Below are 16,350 nucleotides of genomic sequence, written 5' to 3'. Positions count from 1 at the left end.
ATTATCGCTAGCGGTTAACTGCAGCGATTAGATCACACGTGAGAACTGTTGCTGACGTGCCTTATCGCGATAGTAAACATCGAAACAGATGCAGATGTTACGAATAAGCAGGCGGCCTGTATTGCTAACGGTGATCTTTCTGTCGGTGATATCGACCAGTTTATCGTCAACAAAGGTTTGTAGCAGCTTAAGATCTTCTGCAAAATACTCTTCGAAATTAATTCCAAGTTGCTGGTCAATCTTGGCCATATCCAGATCAAAGTGACAGATGAGCTGTTTAATCACTACGCGGCGGATCTCATCATCACGGTTAAGCTTACAGCCTTTCCATAATGCATGGCCTACGGCGTCGACAGACTCATAATAAGGACGAATGTCTTTTTGGTTTTGTGCGTAACAATCGCCAATCTGGCTAATGGATGACACGCCTAAACCCAGTAGGTCGCACTCTTCTTGAGTCGTGTAGCCTTGGAAATTACGATGCAGTCGACCTTCATTTTGCAGGATAGATAGCTCATCGTCAGGTTTGGCAAAGTGGTCCATACCAATATACTGATAGCCAGCGCCTGTGAGGGTTTCGATGGTCTGATGTAGCATCTCTAGCTTTTGCTGCGGAGAGGCTAAATCTTCATCCTTAATTTTACGCTGCGCAGCAAAGCGTGCTGGCAGGTGCGCATAGTTAAACACAGATAGGCGATCGGGCGATAAGTCTAAGACCCGCTGCATGGTTTCTGCAAAGGTTTCTGGTGTTTGGTGTGGCAGACCATAGATTAAATCGATATTGGTCGATACAAAGCCCATCGCTTTAGCTTTGGCCATAAGGTCAAAGATAAACTGTTCATCTTGTTCACGATTAACCGCGACCTGTACTTTTTTGTTGAAGTCTTGCACGCCAATCGAAATACGGTTAAATCCAGCTTCTTTGAGGGTATCGAGCATAGATAGCTCAATTTCCCGAGGATCGACTTCGATTGAATACTCACCTTCATCGGCAATATTAAAATGCTCGCGCAGTAGCGAAGAGAGTCTAAGGATCTGCTCAGGATTAAGGAAAGTGGGAGTTCCGCCGCCCCAGTGAATTTGTGTTACTAGGTAGTCTTTAAACAGGGGCGCACGCTTAACAATTTCGGCCGCTAAATATTCAATATATTGGTCAGCTTTGTGCTGATGACGAGTGATCACCTTGTTGCAGCCACAGTAATAGCAAAGCTTAGCGCAAAAAGGGATGTGCAGATAAAGCGACAACTTATCGCTTTTACTGTTCTTGATTGAAGTCAGCAGATCGTTTTCAGTAAAAGAGTCATCAAACTCGAGTGCGGTCGGATAAGAGGTGTAACGGGGACCGCTGTAATTATACTTTTCGATCATTGACTGATCCCAATTAATTTGGGTGGGCTGCTTCAAGGCGTGTCCTCCGAAGGTGGTAAATTAGCAACAAGCGAAGTATGCAATGTTATCAGATTAATAACATTGATCTCTGTTGCAAATTAACACTGCAAGTAATAGTAGCCGATGAATATCCTTGAATTTAGACCAAATGTCTGTGGTGCGAGGTGAAATTTGTGCGCCGACTCACGCCGCTATTTTTGGATAGGGGCGTAATCTTTAACCAGTTGCTGTGTTTCTTGATTGATATCGGCCTCGAGTGCCGCCTCTGATTTCATTCTGACTAAGTCGAGTTTCATGCGCTGCTGTTTACTGAGTGCTTTACGTTGCTCCATGATCGGGTGCTGCTCAATCACTTCGAAATGGGCGAACAAGGCTGGGTAACGGCTGGTGGCTTGTTCTGTTTGACCCAAAATACCAAATAGTTTGCCGATACGCATGACTCCCTCAGACAGTTCACAGCGCTCCTCTAGCATCGCGGCAGCAATATAATGAATATTGCCGAGCAGCTCTTGCTCTCGAGCCTCGACCGCTTGTTGCTGAGCGGCCTGTTGTGCTTGCTGTTGCCGAGTCTGCTGCTTTAATTTTATCAGTAGGTGGGCGGCGTAGCCTGCAAGCCCAATAATAATTAAGGCACCGATAATCATAAGTGAAGTCGTCATAATCAGGTCCAAATAAGCTGTGTTAGGGGAGTAGATATAGAAATGGCATCGAATTCGATGCCATTAAGTCCTCATGCGAGTGCATTAGTCTTTACGTTGGTAGTCTTTTAGTAGATCAGCGCCAGACTCAAACTTCTCCAGCAAATCATCATCAGACGTTGCTGTGGTTTTCATTACGTGCTCTAAATCATCTTCTTCATTGATCCCGAGACGCTCCATTAAACGTTCGATTTCAGTCAGCTGTTTTTCAAGCCAGCTCTGATCGGCTGCGGTTAATGTTTTGCCCTCTTCTAGCATGTCGAGTAGCGAATTTAGACGCGGATCATCTTCTAATTTAAGTAGCTTCTGCTCATCACTCATTTTAGGAGCCGCAGGCTTTTTCTCTACCGGTTTAACGGTTGGTAGATTTAAGGCCACAGGCTTCTTACTGCCGTGACGAGGATCTTTGGCTCTCGCCGCTCCCGATTGTGTTTGCTGGATCTGCTTTTCGTCATGACGGCTGCCCGGTTTGTTGCCCGAATTTTGCTTTTTGCCGGCAACTACACGGTCTTGCTTTTTCGTTCGTGGCTGTTTCTTAGGCGCATTTTCATTGATTTTGCGCGATTTGTTACGGGACATAGCAATAATCTCAACTACAAAAAATATCGTGAACTTATCTAATCAAATTAGACAAGAGAACTTGGGTCGCGTGTTATATCAGATTTTGGTGGTTTTTGCACCAAAATGAGATCGTTTGACGCGAATAATAGCTTAAATTCAGCTTGGTATGCTAGATATTGGAAGGTGGCCTGCTGATAAAAACTGACGTGGGTTAAATTATTCTTATGGTGCCATTTGGAAAAGCCAGTTAACTCGGTGATCAATTGCGTATTTATCGCCATCCATCCGCCCGGTTTTAGCAATGAACAGAGTAAACGCCACTCTCTATTTGGGAAGCGAAAGTGTTCAAATACTTTATAACAACAGATAAAGTCATATTGCTGTTTTAGCACTTTATGTTGTGGTGCGAAAAAAGGGTCGTATTGATACAGTTGGTGGCCATTAATGGCTAACTCATCGATAAGTGCAGGCATAACGATACGGCCAAAATTAAGTCCGGTTAAGGGGCTTGTGGTCTCTTGTTCGATTTGGCCGACGAGGCTCAATATTAGTTGGCGGGTGGCTTTATGTTTTTGGGTTGCCGTTTGGTATTTATTGAGTTCGGCCTTGGGCGGCAAATGAGAACTGGCATCGGCAAATAGTAACATGCAGGTTTTACAGCGGTGTATGCAACGTTTTCTATCTTGATAGAAGGGGGTAGTATTATCGTTATGGCACAGGGGGCATCTTCGCATCGGTAACGAATGACTCTTCTAGGTGATTCCATTTAGTGTACATTTTGTCATAAAAAAAGGCGACAGTATGACTGTCGCCTTCCAAAAAAGTACCCTAGGTACTCAATTCTGACTCCAAGTTTCCTTACTTGCTATGCGACTTTCCCAGTCGGATTCCATCTTATTTTTTGTCTGCTATCCATGCAGTTTTTATCGTTTGTGGTCTTCCAGACACTTTCTTATTAGCCTGTCGCCTTCCTGACAACAGTTTCCGTAGATGGTCTTAATGACACATCACAATATTGCTCATCATCTTTGATGATAAATCAACCATCCTTGTTGGTGTAACCTTGAGTTCAGTTGTAGCATTTCTGAACGAGTAAGGAGAGTGCTAATTAGCGAATTGGCCTTCCTAACCAATAATCCTTACCAAAATCGAACATGACCTGACTTCAAATTCGAAGTGCGACTCTATATTGTTTTATTAGTGAGTGGTCTTAATATTATTATTGTTATGGTTTCACTTTATTCTTATATCTTAAGCGATGTTACATACCGAAATCTGTTTAATATTATTAGATAAATTTTGGATAAACAGTTGGGTTCACCTCGGTACGGGCACAATTAAACCGAAATCTGTGATCTATGTCAAGCCCGAATTTGCGCAGTTGACGTAAGCGTCAGCTTTTTGAGGTTAAAAAAGGTGATCGTAACCACCTTTTTCATTAAGCTTAATAATTACTTAATACTGGCAACATATTTTGCTAGTGCTTCGATATCTTCGCTAGTTAATTTCTTAGCGACATCTTGCATCATGCCATTTAAGTCGTTGTTACGAGTAGAGTCGTGGAACTTAGTTAGCTGAATTTTGATGTAATTAGCGTGTTGTCCTGCAATTGCTGGAAAACCTGCTGCTTCAGAGCCTTTACCGTTAGGGCCGTGACAAGCGATACAAGCGGTAATTCCACGGACGGTATCGCCACCTTTGTAAAGTTGCTCACCCAGTTCAGGTACATCTTTTACTTCAGTCACTGTGAGTGGTAATGAAGCATAGTAGGCGGCTAGATCTTCGATATCTTGGTCGCTTAATCCTGCTGCCATAGGGCTCATTAGTGGCTCGTTACGGCCCTCTTTACCACCAGTGTGAGCCGCTTGACGTAAATCATGTAGCTGTTTCTTCAGGTAAGTCTCTTGTTGCCCTGCAATTTTAGGGTACATGTCTATCATGCTGTTACCATCAACACCGTGACAGGCAGAACAAATGATTGCTTTAGTTTTTCCCGCTTCAGCATCACCTGCTGCAATAGCGGGAGTCGATAATGTGGCTAAAATTGATAGCGCAATAGCTAGCTTTTTCATGGCGTTCCAACTTTTAGTTAAATTTTTTGTCCTGAGCTTACGAGAGTGACCTGCAAGCGTGATAAAATATGATTTATGTGATCGGAGTAATATTTTACACGAAATTGTGCAAATGTAAGCAACTCTTCGATATTTAAACTAAAGAATGAACAAATTTTGGAGTGGGTAGTGACTGATTCTCGTATCGATTTTCGGCAGGCAAAGTTTTTGATCAGCGCACCTGATATCGCGCATCTCAATGAACATTTGCCTGGAGATGTGGGTGTTGAAATTGCATTTGCAGGCCGATCTAATGCCGGAAAGTCCAGTGCATTAAATCAGCTTACAGAACAAAAAAGCTTAGCTCGAACCAGTAAAACCCCTGGGCGTACGCAATTAATTAACGTATTTGCCCTCGACGAGCATCGCCGCTTGGTGGATCTGCCTGGTTATGGTTTTGCGCAAGTTCCATTGGCGTTAAAGAAGAAGTGGCAACAAGCGTTAGGTCAATATTTACAAGAACGTGAATGCTTAAGTGGCCTAGTAGTACTGATGGATATTCGTCATCCGTTAAAAGATCTCGATATGCAGATGATAGAGTGGGCTGTTGATAGTCATATTCCGGTACTTGCGCTGCTGACGAAATGCGACAAGTTGGCTCAAAGTGCCAGAATGAAAACCGTTAACGAGGTTCGCAAGGCGCTAATTGATTTTGGTGATGCGGTTAAGGTGGAGCCCTTCTCTTCACTGAAAGGCACTGGTAAACCTAAGGTATTAAGCATACTGAATGAATGGTGTCACCCTGACTGGTTAGTTGAAGCATTGGCCGAGGCCGATCAAGAATAGTATTTATTGTACTGTTAAAACGCTTCCTTCGAGGAGGCGTTTTTTTTGTTTCATAGTTGAACGGGCATTGCAGATAGCAATGAAGAAGAGGGGTATAGCGGAATTTTAGGCAAAAAAAACCGACGGTGTAAACCATCGGCGAATAAATTAGCTCTTTTGAGGAGAAGCTAAATTCAACAAGACTCAAGTTCCATCAATCGATGATCAATGGCTCTCAATAACTGCATGATAGCGCGAATCTCGACCAACTTAAAGTATTTGCTCTAAATTAAATTTTAGGCGAAAAAAAGCCCCAGCAATTAAATCGCTGAGGCGCCATAATTCGGCTATCCACTTAACAAGTGAATTAAAAAAGGTCTGAAAGATAGAACATCTTAACCTCTGTACCCTACGCCGAGAATAATACTGCATTAGCCGTTATTTGGGAAACTGTTTTTTATAAAAAACGACAATAATGTGAGCAACATCTAAACTTTAGGCGATAAAAACAGCATTTTTTTGATCTTAAAGTTTCATATTTGCACTTTAAAATAATAATTTAGCTGTTTTAACACTCAAAATGAAAATAAATTACTTTTTCAGGTGCAGATGCCCCGCAATGACTTAAGATGAGCGCGTTGATAGTCTATGTGGCTTTTTGCTGCAATAAAAAGCCTCACACTAAGTGAGGCTTAATCAATTCAAATATTGCGCCTTTAGTCAGTTGGCTACTGGATATGCATTGTATTAGTGCGCCTGTTCCCAGTTGTCACCAATACCCGCCTCGGCCAGTAGTTCGACATCAAGACTGGCTGCACTGGCCATTAATTGACAGACTTTTTCTTTTAAGCTCTCGGCTTTATCACTATCAACTTCGAAAACCAATTCATCGTGTACCTGCATGATCATGGTGATCTCACCTTGAGTGTCGCTTGCAATCCAATGCGCTACATCAATCATCGCTTTCTTGATGATATCGGCAGCGGTGCCTTGCATCGGGGCGTTGATTGCGGCGCGTTCAGCAGCTTGGCGCCGCATAGCATTTCTATCTTTGATGGCTGGTAGGTAGAGCCTGCGGCCAAATAGCGTCGATACGTAACCTTGTTCGGCTGCCGCGGCGCGTGTTTCTTCCATGTACTTGAGTACGCCTGGGTAGCGTTTAAAGTAAATATCGATATATTTTTGCGCTTCGGCACGAGGAATATCGAGCTGACGCGCTAGCCCAAAGGCGGACATGCCATAAATGAGGCCAAAGTTGACCGCTTTGGCGCGGCGACGTTGTTCGCTTGTCACTTCACTAAAATCGACATCAAAGACTTCAGCAGCAGTCGCGCTATGGATATCTTTACCCTCGGCAAACGCGCTCAGTAGGCCTGAGTCTTGCGATAGGTGTGCCATGATGCGTAATTCGATTTGCGAGTAATCGGCAGCCAGAATTTTACGTCCTTCACCCGCGATGAAGGCGTGGCGAATGCGGCGACCCTCTTCGGTGCGGATTGGGATATTTTGTAGGTTAGGCTCACTCGACGATAAACGACCGGTTGCAGCATTGGCCTGATGATAACTGGTGTGTACTCTGCCAGTATTTGCATCGACCATCAAAGGTAGTTTGTCGGTATAGGTACTCTTTAATTTAGATAAGCTTCTGTGCTCTAGCAGTATTTTAGGTAAAGGGTAGTCAAGCGCCAGTTCGACTAACACTTCTTCGGCTGTCGATGGTGCGCCTTTGGGGGTTTTCTTAATCACAGGGTAGCCGAGCTTCTCAAAAAACAGGGCTTGTAACTGTTTAGTTGAGCTGAGATTAAAGGTTTCGCCGGCGATGTCGTAAGCTTTTTGTTCTAGCTCATCAATTTTTCGTGCGAGTTCTTCACTTTGCTGGCCGAGTAACATGCTGTCAATTAGCACGCCTTGGCGTTCAATTTGTGATAGTACGCTCACCAGCGGCAATTCGATATCACTGAACACGCTCGCAAGTTCAGGGGCCTTGGCTAATCTTGGCCACAAATGCTGATGTAATCTTAGGGTGATATCGGCATCTTCAGCGGCGTAAGGCGCAGCTATCTCTAGCGGAATTTGATTGAAGGTCAGTTGCTTGGCGCCTTTTCCTGCAATCTCTTCGAAACCGATAGTCTTATGTCCGAGATACTTCAGAGCTAAGTCGTCCATATTGTGTTTCGAGGCGACCGAATTAAACACGTAAGATTCGAGCATGGTATCGAAGGCTATGCCGCGTAGCGTGATCCCCACGTTGGCCAGAATACTCATATCGTACTTTAGGTTTTGGCCAACCTTTTTGATACTAGCATCTTCCAGTAGTGGGGTTAATTTGGCTAAGGCTTGCGTCATGTCCAGTTGTTCTGGCGCGTCGGGGTAATCATGTGCCAGTGGCAGATACGCAGCCTGACCCGCTTCAATAGCAAAGGATAAGCCGACTAACTTAGCCTGCATATAGTTAAGGCTGGTGGTTTCGGTATCGACGGCAAAGAGTTCGGCGCTAGCGAGTTTTTCAATCCACTCGTCCAGTTGTTGCCAACTTAAGATGGTGACGTAATCGGCATCGATATCTTGTGGTACAGGAGGGGTATCTTCGTCCTTAGCGTCATTGGTTATGTTATTTGCGCCCTTACCATCGAGCACTTCTGCAAGCCAGCGCTTAAATTCCATTTCGCTATAGCATTTGATCAACTCTTCATTATCGGCTGGAGCGATATTCAGCTGATGCCAATCTTGCTCTAATTCTACATCTAACTTAATGGTCGCGAGCTCATATGAGAGTCTTAGCATCTCGCCATGTTCGGCAATTTTGGCCGGCATGGTTTTAGCGCCGCGAAAGCCGAGCTCTGGCATTTTTTCAGGATGAGCTAAGATCTGCTCAATACTACCAACGCCATTAAGCATCGCCAGTGCGGTTTTTTCACCCACACCAGGTAAGCCTGGAATGTTATCGGCTTTATCGCCTTGCAGTGCTAATAGGTCGACAATCAATTCTGGGCCGACGCCAAACTTTTCGAGCACTTCTTCAGGCCCTAATATGGTATTGGTCATGGTGTTGATAAGGGTAATATTATTATCGACTAGCTGCGCCATATCCTTATCGCCAGTGCTGATCAGTACCGAACGCCCCTCTTTACTCGCTTGAGTAGCAATGGTGCCAATAACATCATCGGCTTCGACGCCAGGCACACAGACTAATGGCAGGCCAAGTGCTCGCACAATACGGTGTAGCGGTTCAATTTGAGAGCGTAGGTCATCAGGCATCGTTGGGCGATGCGCCTTATATTCTGCATACAAATCATTACGGAACGTTTTACCCTTGGCATCGAATACCACAGCCATCTGTGTCGGCTTGTATTGCTTTAGTAAGCTACGCAGCATATTAATTACGCCATAAACGGCGCCAGTGGCTTCGCCTTTCGAGTTCGTTAGGTGAGGGGGGGCATAATAAGCGCGGTAAAGATAAGAAGAACCATCCACAAGGATCAGTGGGTTTTCAGCAATAGTAGGCATAATATCTATTCATTTATCGGTATTCGATGATGGCGCTAGCATGCCACATTAGGACGATTTCGGCCACGCAAAATTACTCACTAGGCTGTGGATAAGTCTGTGAGCTAAAAAAAAATCAACGAGCAGGCTTTATAACCGCGACGACATGGTGTGATTTTAAGTTATTGATTTTATGTGATGTTTATTTTTTGTGTGAACTAGGTATTACTTCCAAGTAAAATTTCCTAATGTGTGGACTTTTATTTTCATTCCATTTATCGGCTCTGGCTTGGCGAATTGACAGCGGCTTGCTAAAGTCGATGCACTAACTTAGCACGAAAAATAAACAGATCAAGTTGTTTGTTTCATTATTGTTAAAACTGTTGGGTATATAAAAGGAGCTGTTAATGAAAAAATTCGCAGTGTTATTGAGTGGCGCGGGGGTGTTTGATGGTAGCGAGCTCCAGGAGGCGGTGCTGACCTTGTTATCCCTCACTCAAGCTGGTGCTTGTTACCAGTGTTTTGCGCCTGATATTGACCAGATGCATGTGGTTAATCATCTTACTGGTGAGGTAGATGTCGAAGATAAACGTAATGTGCTGGTGGAGTCGGCGCGTATTGCTCGTGGTGAGATAAAGGCGACGACAGATCTTGTTATCGGAGAGTTTGATGGCTTACTGATCCCCGGTGGTTTTGGCGCCGCCAAGAATCTATGTAACTTTGCTGTTGCGGGCAGCGAATGCGAAATCGCACCAGAGGTGAGCCATTTTATTAATGAGTTTATCGAAGCAAAAAAACCAGTGGGCTTTATCTGTATTTCTCCGGTGATGATCCCTAAGTTGTATCATCAGGCTCGCGGCACCATTGGGCATGATACCGAAACTGCACATGCCTTTAATTTGATGGGGGGGCAGCATGTCGAGACTAATGTGGAGCAGATAGTGGTTGATGAAGCCAATAAATTAGTCAGTACACCAGCTTATATGTTGGCAGAAAACATTGCCCAAGCACATATAGGTATCAATAAACTGGTGAGGAAGGTGATTGAACTGGCCTCTTAGGCGGTTAACACTAAGCCCTAGGCGCTAGCGCCTAGGTGCGTTTTCTACTGTCGATAAAGCCCTGAATAACTCCAACAATCAATCCGCCAATATGGGCACCGTTGGCTATCGAGAGTCCAAATATATCGGTAAAGCCTAGTACTAGCCAGAGTAGCATAAAGACAATATAGGCGGGTGGCAGACCTATGCCAGCTTCAGGGCGTTTAACGCCCATCACCCAAGTGTAGCCAACTACCGCATAGACGACGCCAGAAAGGCCGCCAAAGTTAGGGCCAGTAATAAAATACTGCACAATATTGGGTAGGGTTCCGGCGACTAACAGTATGATAAACAATGGCGCTACGCCGAGCTTGTTTTCGATTTTACCGCCTAAATACCACCACCAGAGTAAATTAAACAAGATATGCATGGCTGAAAAGTGCATCAGGCTGGGAGTAAAGACGCGCCATACTTGCTCAAAGCCACTATTGGGGACGGCGCCAAAGAATGACAGGTGCTCAAATAGCACATTGGCAAAGCCAATATTAAAGCCTAAATAGATCACGGCACAAATGGCAATAATGCCTAGCGTGAGTGGTCCTGCGCCAGAAATAAATTGGCTTAGCAGTTGTAAGCTAGGTGCACCATAATCTAATTTTGTTGCTGGGCTGCCATTATCCCAAGAAGCCTGCAGGTATTTATCATCATGGGGATGTTGAATAAATTGCTCATACTCGGCGCGGGCTGGAGCATAGTCCTGTTCGCGCTCGACAGAGACGATAACATCTTGTTCATCGTAGGATAGTTGGCAGCTTACACCTTGACCTTTTAAATAGTCGATAAGTGCCTGTGCGGCACGTGCGTTGGGTAAGCGACCAATTTCTAGCATTAGCATCTTCTCACTGAGGTTAGTTCGCTTCGCGCCACGCTTGAAAGCCGCCATCTAGGCTATATACGTCATCGAAGCCTTGTTCGTGTAAATAGTTTGCGGCATTTTGGCTACTAATGCCATGATAGCAAACCACCACCAAGGGCTGATCCATATCGGCTTCAGCAATATAGGCTGCAAGATTGTCGTTAGTCAGGTTGGTTGCGTCTGCAATGTGTCCAGCCTCGAAACTAGCATTGTCGCGAATATCGACTATCTGGAGCGGACTGTTTTCTTGTTGCATTTGCAGCAGTTGATTAACGCTTAAGTGTTTAAAAGCTGACATAGTAAACCTGTAGAAATCAATAATTATTGGTGAGTGTGTGATAGGAGGCTGCAGCTGAACAGCCTCCTACTAGCTCAATTATACCGAGTTAATCCCAGCTAAGGATCACTTTACCAGATTGACCAGAGCGCATGGCGTCAAAGCCCGCTTGGAAATCATCGACATTGAAGTGGTGGGTAATAATGGGCGAAATATCTAAACCCGACTGGATCAGGCTGGCCATCTTGTACCAGGTTTCAAACATTTCACGACCGTATATGCCTTTGATAATTAATCCTTTAAAGATCACTTTGCTCCAATCGATTGCCATCTCTCCACCAGGAATACCCAGCATAGCAACTTTACCGCCATGGTTCATGGTATCGAGCATTGAGTGGAACGCCGCAGGAACCCCCGACATCTCCAGCCCCACATCGAAACCTTCGGTCATGCCAAGTTCGTGCATCACATCTTCGAGTTTTTCGGTCGCGACGTTAACGGCGCGAGTGGCGCCCATCTTTTTCGCTAACTCAAGGCGGTATTCGTTAACATCGGTGATCACCACGTGACGCGCACCGACATGGCGACATACGGCTGCCGCCATAATGCCGATAGGACCCGCTCCGGTGATTAAGACATCTTCACCTACCAGATCGAATGACAATGCGGTATGTACTGCGTTACCAAAGGGATCAAAGATAGAGGCTAAATCATCAGAAATATCATCAGGGATCTTAAAAGCATTAAAAGCTGGGATCACCAGATACTCTGCGAAGGCCCCTTCACGGTTAACCCCAACACCTGAAGTGTTACGACACAAGTGAGTACGACCTGCGCGGCAATTACGGCAATGTCCGCAGGTTATATGGCCTTCACCCGATACTCTATCGCCAATGGAAAAGCCACGTACCTCTTGGCCAATCTCAACCACTTCACCTACATATTCGTGACCCACTACCATAGGGACTGGGATGGTATTTTGTGACCATTCGTCCCAGTTATAAATATGTACGTCGGTGCCACAGATGGCAGTTTTACGAATTTTAATCAGTAGATCGTTATGGCCAACTTCAGGTTTTGGCGCATCGACCATCCAGATGCCTTCTTCAGGCTTTAATTTGCTTAGTGCTTTCATGTTCCACCCTATGACTGACTCACCCTAGCGGTCAGTAAAAAATGTCATTCAATAAGGGCTACAACACAATGTAGTCCCTTTGGTTTTATATTAGCCGATAATGCCCATCTCTTTACCGATACGGGTAAAGGCATCGATGGCGCGATCTAACTGCTCACGGCTGTGGGCGGCAGACATTTGGGTGCGAATACGCGCTTGGCCTTTCGGTACCACAGGGAATGAGAAGCCAACGACGTAAATGTGCTCTTCGAGTAATCGGTTGGCAAAATCGCCCGCTAACTTAGCATCACCAATCATCACAGGAATGATGGCGTGATCGGCACCGCCTAAGGTAAAGCCGGCAGCAGTCATTTTTTCGCGGAAATAACGGCTGTTCTCCCACACGGCTTCACGCAGTGCTTGGCCAGATTTGAGCATTTCAAGGACATGGATCGATGCGGTTACAATGGCTGGCGCTAAAGAGTTAGAAAACAGATATGGGCGTGAACGCTGACGTAACCAGTCGATGACCTCTTTTTTACCCGCGGTAAATCCGCCCGATGCGCCGCCTAATGCCTTACCTAAGGTACCAGTGATGATGTCGACTCTGTCCATCACATCGCAATATTCGTGGGTGCCACGGCCATTTTGGCCAATAAAGCCCACGGCATGAGAATCATCGACCATGACGAGTGCGCCATACTGGTCGGCAAGGTCGCACACACTCTTGAGGTTCGCAATAACCCCATCCATAGAAAACACGCCATCGGTGGCGATAAGGATATGGCGTGCACCTGCTGCTTTGGCGGCCTTAAGCTGTGTTTCTAAATCGGCCATATCATTGTTGGCATAGCGAAAACGCTTGGCTTTACACAAGCGTACGCCATCGATAATTGATGCGTGGTTAAGCGCATCGGACACAATCGCGTCTTCGGCGCCCAATAGGGTTTCGAACAGGCCGGCGTTCGCGTCGAAGCAAGAAGAGTAAAGAATGGTATCTTCCATGCCGAGGAATTCACTTAGGCTGGCTTCAAGTTGCTTGTGGATATCTTGTGTGCCGCAAATAAAGCGCACCGATGCCATACCAAAACCGTGATCGTTTAATCCTTGCTGCGCCGCGGCGATAAGCTCAGGGTGGTTGGCAAGGCCGAGATAGTTGTTGGCACAGAAATTCATCACTTCGCTGCCATTTACTTCGATTGATGTCTGTTGAGGAGAGGCGATTACACGCTCGCTTTTGTATAAGCCTTCAGCTTTTACTTCAACAAGTTGCTGATTAATTTGGTCGTAGAATGAGGTTTTGGTCACAGGAGGTCTCCTTCTTGGGGATAATTTTATTGTTATCATTTGCGCTTGATTCATCGAGCCTATTTAGACGCAAAATGAACGAAATGGCCTCTAACTAAGGGCCCATTTCGTCGCCGGAGTCGCGGCTTAGATGTTGTTTGAGCTCATTACGCGAACGTCAATAAGTTAGGTTTACTTGTCGATATTTACTGCCATGGTGGCCGTATTATCGACACATGAACACAGCGAGCACCAGCCACGCTAAGCGATAGGTTGGCCGAATTCTAACCTTAAATGGGCTCGGCACCACACTCTTTTTTTCATCATTAACTTAGCTAGTGCAATAACAACTTTTGCATAACAAAAAGTAATGTGAAATGTCACATAGACAACATTGTGAGGAGCAGCTTTATGTTGACTAAAGCTGCGGGGGGGATGAGTGATTGCTCCTTGGTGCTTAATCAGCGTGTTGTTCGTTCTGCGCTAGCGTCTGATAATGTTGCTCGAGTCGCATAAAGGTGGGCTTAGCATTATCACTGGCGTAAGCTCTAAAAATCATCAACACCCTAAGTAAACCCTCATACAAGGAAGTTTTGGTGATTATGGTGGTTTCAGAGTGGGTGAGGCGATTACTTATCCAGAAACAAGCGACCATTCTAATGGTGTCGGCCAACGGGGCGATATCATGATCATCGATGGTTAGTACGCCGTCTTGTTTCAGTTGGTTTAAAATGTTGCTCGCGCGTGCAAGTACCTGTTCTTGCACCTGGGTATATTGCTTATTGAGCTCGGGATCGCGGCCTAAAATGATCACTAAGTTAGAGTACATAAAGCGGAACTGCCACAGGGTATAAAATAGGGCATCGAAATAGCCAATTAATAGGTCAACATCCACTTTTTTGTCTTGATAGGGCTGAAAGCCTGATTCAAGGTGTTGCTGGTAGAGGGTGAAAATAGAGCGAATAATGTCTTCTTTATTGCGAAAGTGGTAATAGAGGTTACCCGGACTGATCCCTAAATGCGCGGCAATATGGTTAGTGGTAATGCTTCTTTCGCCGTGCTCATTAAAGAGTTCTAAGCTGGCATGGACAATTTTATCGCGGGTTTTCATGCAGATCCCAAATTAGGTCGATTAAGAAAAATGCTTAAGGTAAAGCCTTTGTTGTCGTTAGGCTCTAAGGTTGGGGTCGTTATTGTGCAAGCCCGTTGAGCTCAGGCTCTAAATGCCAACTTAAACAGCCCCTAGGCAAATGTCAATCGATGGCTTATCAGACCAGTTTGAGAGACAGTATGTATCAGTGACACATAATCTCCCTTATTTTTAAGCTGTTAACCTTGGGGGGAAAGTGCCTATAACGGCCTAGCATGCTAATATTAGGTCTCCTGTGCTTAACCGATTGACAAGCCTATCTCATGAACCGGATTTTATACTCAGCTCTACTTTATTTAGCTTCACCCCTGTTATTGCTTTATTTGACGTTTCGCGCTATAAAAAGTCCCGCTTATCGAGGCCGCTGGGCAGAACGTTTTGGCTTAAGTCGTTTACAGGCTACCGATCTGTTAGTCCATTCAGTATCGATGGGAGAAACCCTCGCGGCCATCCCGCTGATTAATAAAATAATGACCCAGTATCCGCATCTGACTCTCACCGTCACGACGACCAGTCCAACAGGGTCGGCAGAGGTCATTAAGGCGTTTGGTGACCGAGTACAACATTGCTACCTCCCTTTCGACCTGCCGCTATGTGTGGCTCGCTTTCTCAACCAAGTGCAGCCTCAACAGTGCATTATTATGGAAACCGAGCTGTGGCCTAACTTACTGCATCAGGCCAAACAACGTGGCGTAAAGTTGATGTTGGCCAATGCACGTTTATCTGCCAAGTCGGCCAAGCAATATCAGCAGCGGCCTAAACTGGTGAGCCCCATGTTGCAGACCTTAGATGTGATAGCGGCGCAGTCGAGCCCAACCGCAGAGCGTTTTATCGCCTTGGGGGTGCCGGCCAGCAAAATTGAGGTGACAGGTAGCTTGAAATTCGATCTCACCATTGGTGAGCAGCATATCGCCAAGGCAAGGCAGCTGCGCAGCGAGTGGCAGCGCCTAGAGACGCCGGTATGGGTTGCAGGCAGCGTGCATCCGGGGGAGTTTGACGCCATTTTATCGGCGCATAAAAATGTATTGATCCGCTTTCCTCATGCGCTGTTGGTCATGGTGCCAAGGCACCCTGAGCAGTTTGAGGCTGCAGCCAGTCGAGTTAACACTGCGGGATTAACGCTGGCGCGTCGCAGCCAAGCAGACAAGGTAGATACCGATACCCAAGTGTTGCTGGGCGATACCATGGGAGAACTACTCAGTTTCTATGGCGCCGCAGACCAAGCTTTTGTCGGGGGCACGCTTATTGAAAATGGTGGCCATAACCCGCTCGAACCTGCCGCCATGGGACTGCCTGTTTACGTGGGGCCCAATTTCAGGGACTTCGCCGAAATTGCGCTCATGCTACAAGAAGCAGGTGCCTTATCTGTGGTGAAATCTGCCGAGGACTTGTCACTACAATTAGTGGATAAATTTGATGACAAAGAGGCGTATCTGCTGGCTAGGGAGGCCGGGCTTAAAGTGGTGGAAGACAATAAAGGGGCGCTTGCTGCCCAATTTGCACTGGTGTGTGGTTTGCTCGACCAGTAATGCTGCATCACTTGTCGAGTACCGAGG

14 protein-coding genes are annotated in these 16,350 nt (G+C 45.8%); 3 read left to right on the top strand and 11 right to left on the bottom strand.

The annotated features are described in order from the left end of the window. Window positions 1-27: 27 nt before the first annotated feature. The 5 genes from hemN to AC5YBX_RS17090 all read right to left on the bottom strand — a co-directional run bounded on the left by hemN (window position 28) and on the right by AC5YBX_RS17090 (window position 4,720). Window positions 28-1,404 (bottom strand): oxygen-independent coproporphyrinogen III oxidase, encoded by a 1,377-nt coding sequence (gene hemN / locus AC5YBX_RS17110; protein WP_110458411.1) that lies wholly within the window; start codon window positions 1,402-1,404, stop codon window positions 28-30. Window positions 1,405-1,580: 176 nt separating this feature from the next. After that, window positions 1,581-2,048 (bottom strand): DUF2489 domain-containing protein, encoded by a 468-nt coding sequence (locus AC5YBX_RS17105; protein ID WP_494520541.1) that lies wholly within the window; start codon window positions 2,046-2,048, stop codon window positions 1,581-1,583. Between the two features lie 84 nt (window positions 2,049-2,132). Beyond that, window positions 2,133-2,666, bottom strand: a complete 534-nt coding sequence (gene yihI, locus AC5YBX_RS17100; RefSeq protein WP_475515272.1) for a Der GTPase-activating protein YihI — start codon at window positions 2,664-2,666, stop codon at window positions 2,133-2,135. A 47-nt stretch (window positions 2,667-2,713) separates the two neighbouring features. Beyond that, window positions 2,714-3,382 (bottom strand): methyltransferase domain-containing protein, encoded by a 669-nt coding sequence (locus AC5YBX_RS17095; RefSeq protein WP_494520542.1) that lies wholly within the window; start codon window positions 3,380-3,382, stop codon window positions 2,714-2,716. A 717-nt stretch (window positions 3,383-4,099) separates the two neighbouring features. Next, on the bottom strand, window positions 4,100-4,720 hold the full coding sequence (locus tag AC5YBX_RS17090) for a c-type cytochrome (protein WP_494520543.1): 621 nt from the start codon (window positions 4,718-4,720) through the stop codon (window positions 4,100-4,102). Window positions 4,721-4,888: 168 nt separating this feature from the next. On the opposite strand from AC5YBX_RS17090, the gene yihA reads away from it, so the two are divergent. Further along, the gene (yihA, locus tag AC5YBX_RS17085; RefSeq protein WP_110458406.1) at window positions 4,889-5,545 is read left to right on the top strand and encodes a ribosome biogenesis GTP-binding protein YihA/YsxC; all 657 of its coding nucleotides are present in this window, start codon (window positions 4,889-4,891) and stop codon (window positions 5,543-5,545) included. A gap of 726 nt (window positions 5,546-6,271) precedes the next feature. On the opposite strand, the gene polA is transcribed toward yihA, so the two are convergent. Then, complete coding sequence (gene polA / locus AC5YBX_RS17080; protein WP_494520544.1) at window positions 6,272-9,031, bottom strand: DNA polymerase I; 2,760 nt, start codon at window positions 9,029-9,031, stop codon at window positions 6,272-6,274. A 386-nt stretch (window positions 9,032-9,417) separates the two neighbouring features. On the opposite strand from polA, the gene elbB reads away from it, so the two are divergent. Beyond that, window positions 9,418-10,071, top strand: coding sequence for an isoprenoid biosynthesis glyoxalase ElbB (gene elbB / locus AC5YBX_RS17075; RefSeq protein WP_494520545.1), 654 nt, complete (start codon window positions 9,418-9,420; stop codon window positions 10,069-10,071). Window positions 10,072-10,102: 31 nt separating this feature from the next. Here elbB and glpG read toward each other — a convergent pair whose 3' ends face one another. The 5 genes from glpG to AC5YBX_RS17050 all read right to left on the bottom strand — a co-directional run bounded on the left by glpG (window position 10,103) and on the right by AC5YBX_RS17050 (window position 14,755). Next, window positions 10,103-10,939 (bottom strand): rhomboid family intramembrane serine protease GlpG, encoded by an 837-nt coding sequence (gene glpG, locus AC5YBX_RS17070; protein WP_494520546.1) that lies wholly within the window; start codon window positions 10,937-10,939, stop codon window positions 10,103-10,105. A 19-nt stretch (window positions 10,940-10,958) separates the two neighbouring features. Beyond that, window positions 10,959-11,264, bottom strand: a complete 306-nt coding sequence (gene glpE, locus AC5YBX_RS17065) for a thiosulfate sulfurtransferase GlpE (RefSeq protein WP_475515266.1) — start codon at window positions 11,262-11,264, stop codon at window positions 10,959-10,961. A gap of 88 nt (window positions 11,265-11,352) precedes the next feature. Continuing rightward, the gene (gene tdh, locus AC5YBX_RS17060) at window positions 11,353-12,378 is read right to left on the bottom strand and encodes an L-threonine 3-dehydrogenase (protein WP_475515265.1); all 1,026 of its coding nucleotides are present in this window, start codon (window positions 12,376-12,378) and stop codon (window positions 11,353-11,355) included. Window positions 12,379-12,468: 90 nt separating this feature from the next. Continuing rightward, window positions 12,469-13,665 (bottom strand): glycine C-acetyltransferase, encoded by a 1,197-nt coding sequence (locus AC5YBX_RS17055; RefSeq protein WP_475515264.1) that lies wholly within the window; start codon window positions 13,663-13,665, stop codon window positions 12,469-12,471. A gap of 436 nt (window positions 13,666-14,101) precedes the next feature. After that, entirely contained in the window at window positions 14,102-14,755 is a 654-nt protein-coding gene (locus AC5YBX_RS17050) for a TetR/AcrR family transcriptional regulator (RefSeq protein ID WP_494520547.1), read from the bottom strand. A 302-nt stretch (window positions 14,756-15,057) separates the two neighbouring features. On the opposite strand from AC5YBX_RS17050, the gene waaA reads away from it, so the two are divergent. Next, window positions 15,058-16,323 (top strand): lipid IV(A) 3-deoxy-D-manno-octulosonic acid transferase, encoded by a 1,266-nt coding sequence (waaA, locus tag AC5YBX_RS17045; protein ID WP_494520548.1) that lies wholly within the window; start codon window positions 15,058-15,060, stop codon window positions 16,321-16,323. Window positions 16,324-16,350 lie beyond the last annotated feature (27 nt).

This window comes from Shewanella sp. 492, from assembly GCF_059338445.1.
This window is presented reverse-complemented; position numbering and strand designations above follow the sequence as displayed.

What these genes read in the sequence shown, in the direction of transcription:
- glpG (WP_494520546.1), bottom strand. Translation starts at nt 10,939, where the DNA reads ATGCTAGAAATTGGTCGCTTACCCAACGCACGTGCCGCACAGGCACTT.
- AC5YBX_RS17050 (WP_494520547.1), bottom strand. Translation starts at nt 14,755, where the DNA reads ATGAAAACCCGCGATAAAATTGTCCATGCCAGCTTAGAACTCTTTAAT.
- waaA (WP_494520548.1), top strand. Translation starts at nt 15,058, where the DNA reads ATGAACCGGATTTTATACTCAGCTCTACTTTATTTAGCTTCACCCCTG.
- elbB (WP_494520545.1), top strand. Translation starts at nt 9,418, where the DNA reads ATGAAAAAATTCGCAGTGTTATTGAGTGGCGCGGGGGTGTTTGATGGT.
- AC5YBX_RS17090 (WP_494520543.1), bottom strand. Translation starts at nt 4,720, where the DNA reads ATGAAAAAGCTAGCTATTGCGCTATCAATTTTAGCCACATTATCGACT.
- AC5YBX_RS17095 (WP_494520542.1), bottom strand. Translation starts at nt 3,382, where the DNA reads ATGCGAAGATGCCCCCTGTGCCATAACGATAATACTACCCCCTTCTAT.
- glpE (WP_475515266.1), bottom strand. Translation starts at nt 11,264, where the DNA reads ATGTCAGCTTTTAAACACTTAAGCGTTAATCAACTGCTGCAAATGCAA.
- AC5YBX_RS17105 (WP_494520541.1), bottom strand. Translation starts at nt 2,048, where the DNA reads ATGACGACTTCACTTATGATTATCGGTGCCTTAATTATTATTGGGCTT.
- tdh (WP_475515265.1), bottom strand. Translation starts at nt 12,378, where the DNA reads ATGAAAGCACTAAGCAAATTAAAGCCTGAAGAAGGCATCTGGATGGTC.
- yihI (WP_475515272.1), bottom strand. Translation starts at nt 2,666, where the DNA reads ATGTCCCGTAACAAATCGCGCAAAATCAATGAAAATGCGCCTAAGAAA.
- polA (WP_494520544.1), bottom strand. Translation starts at nt 9,031, where the DNA reads ATGCCTACTATTGCTGAAAACCCACTGATCCTTGTGGATGGTTCTTCT.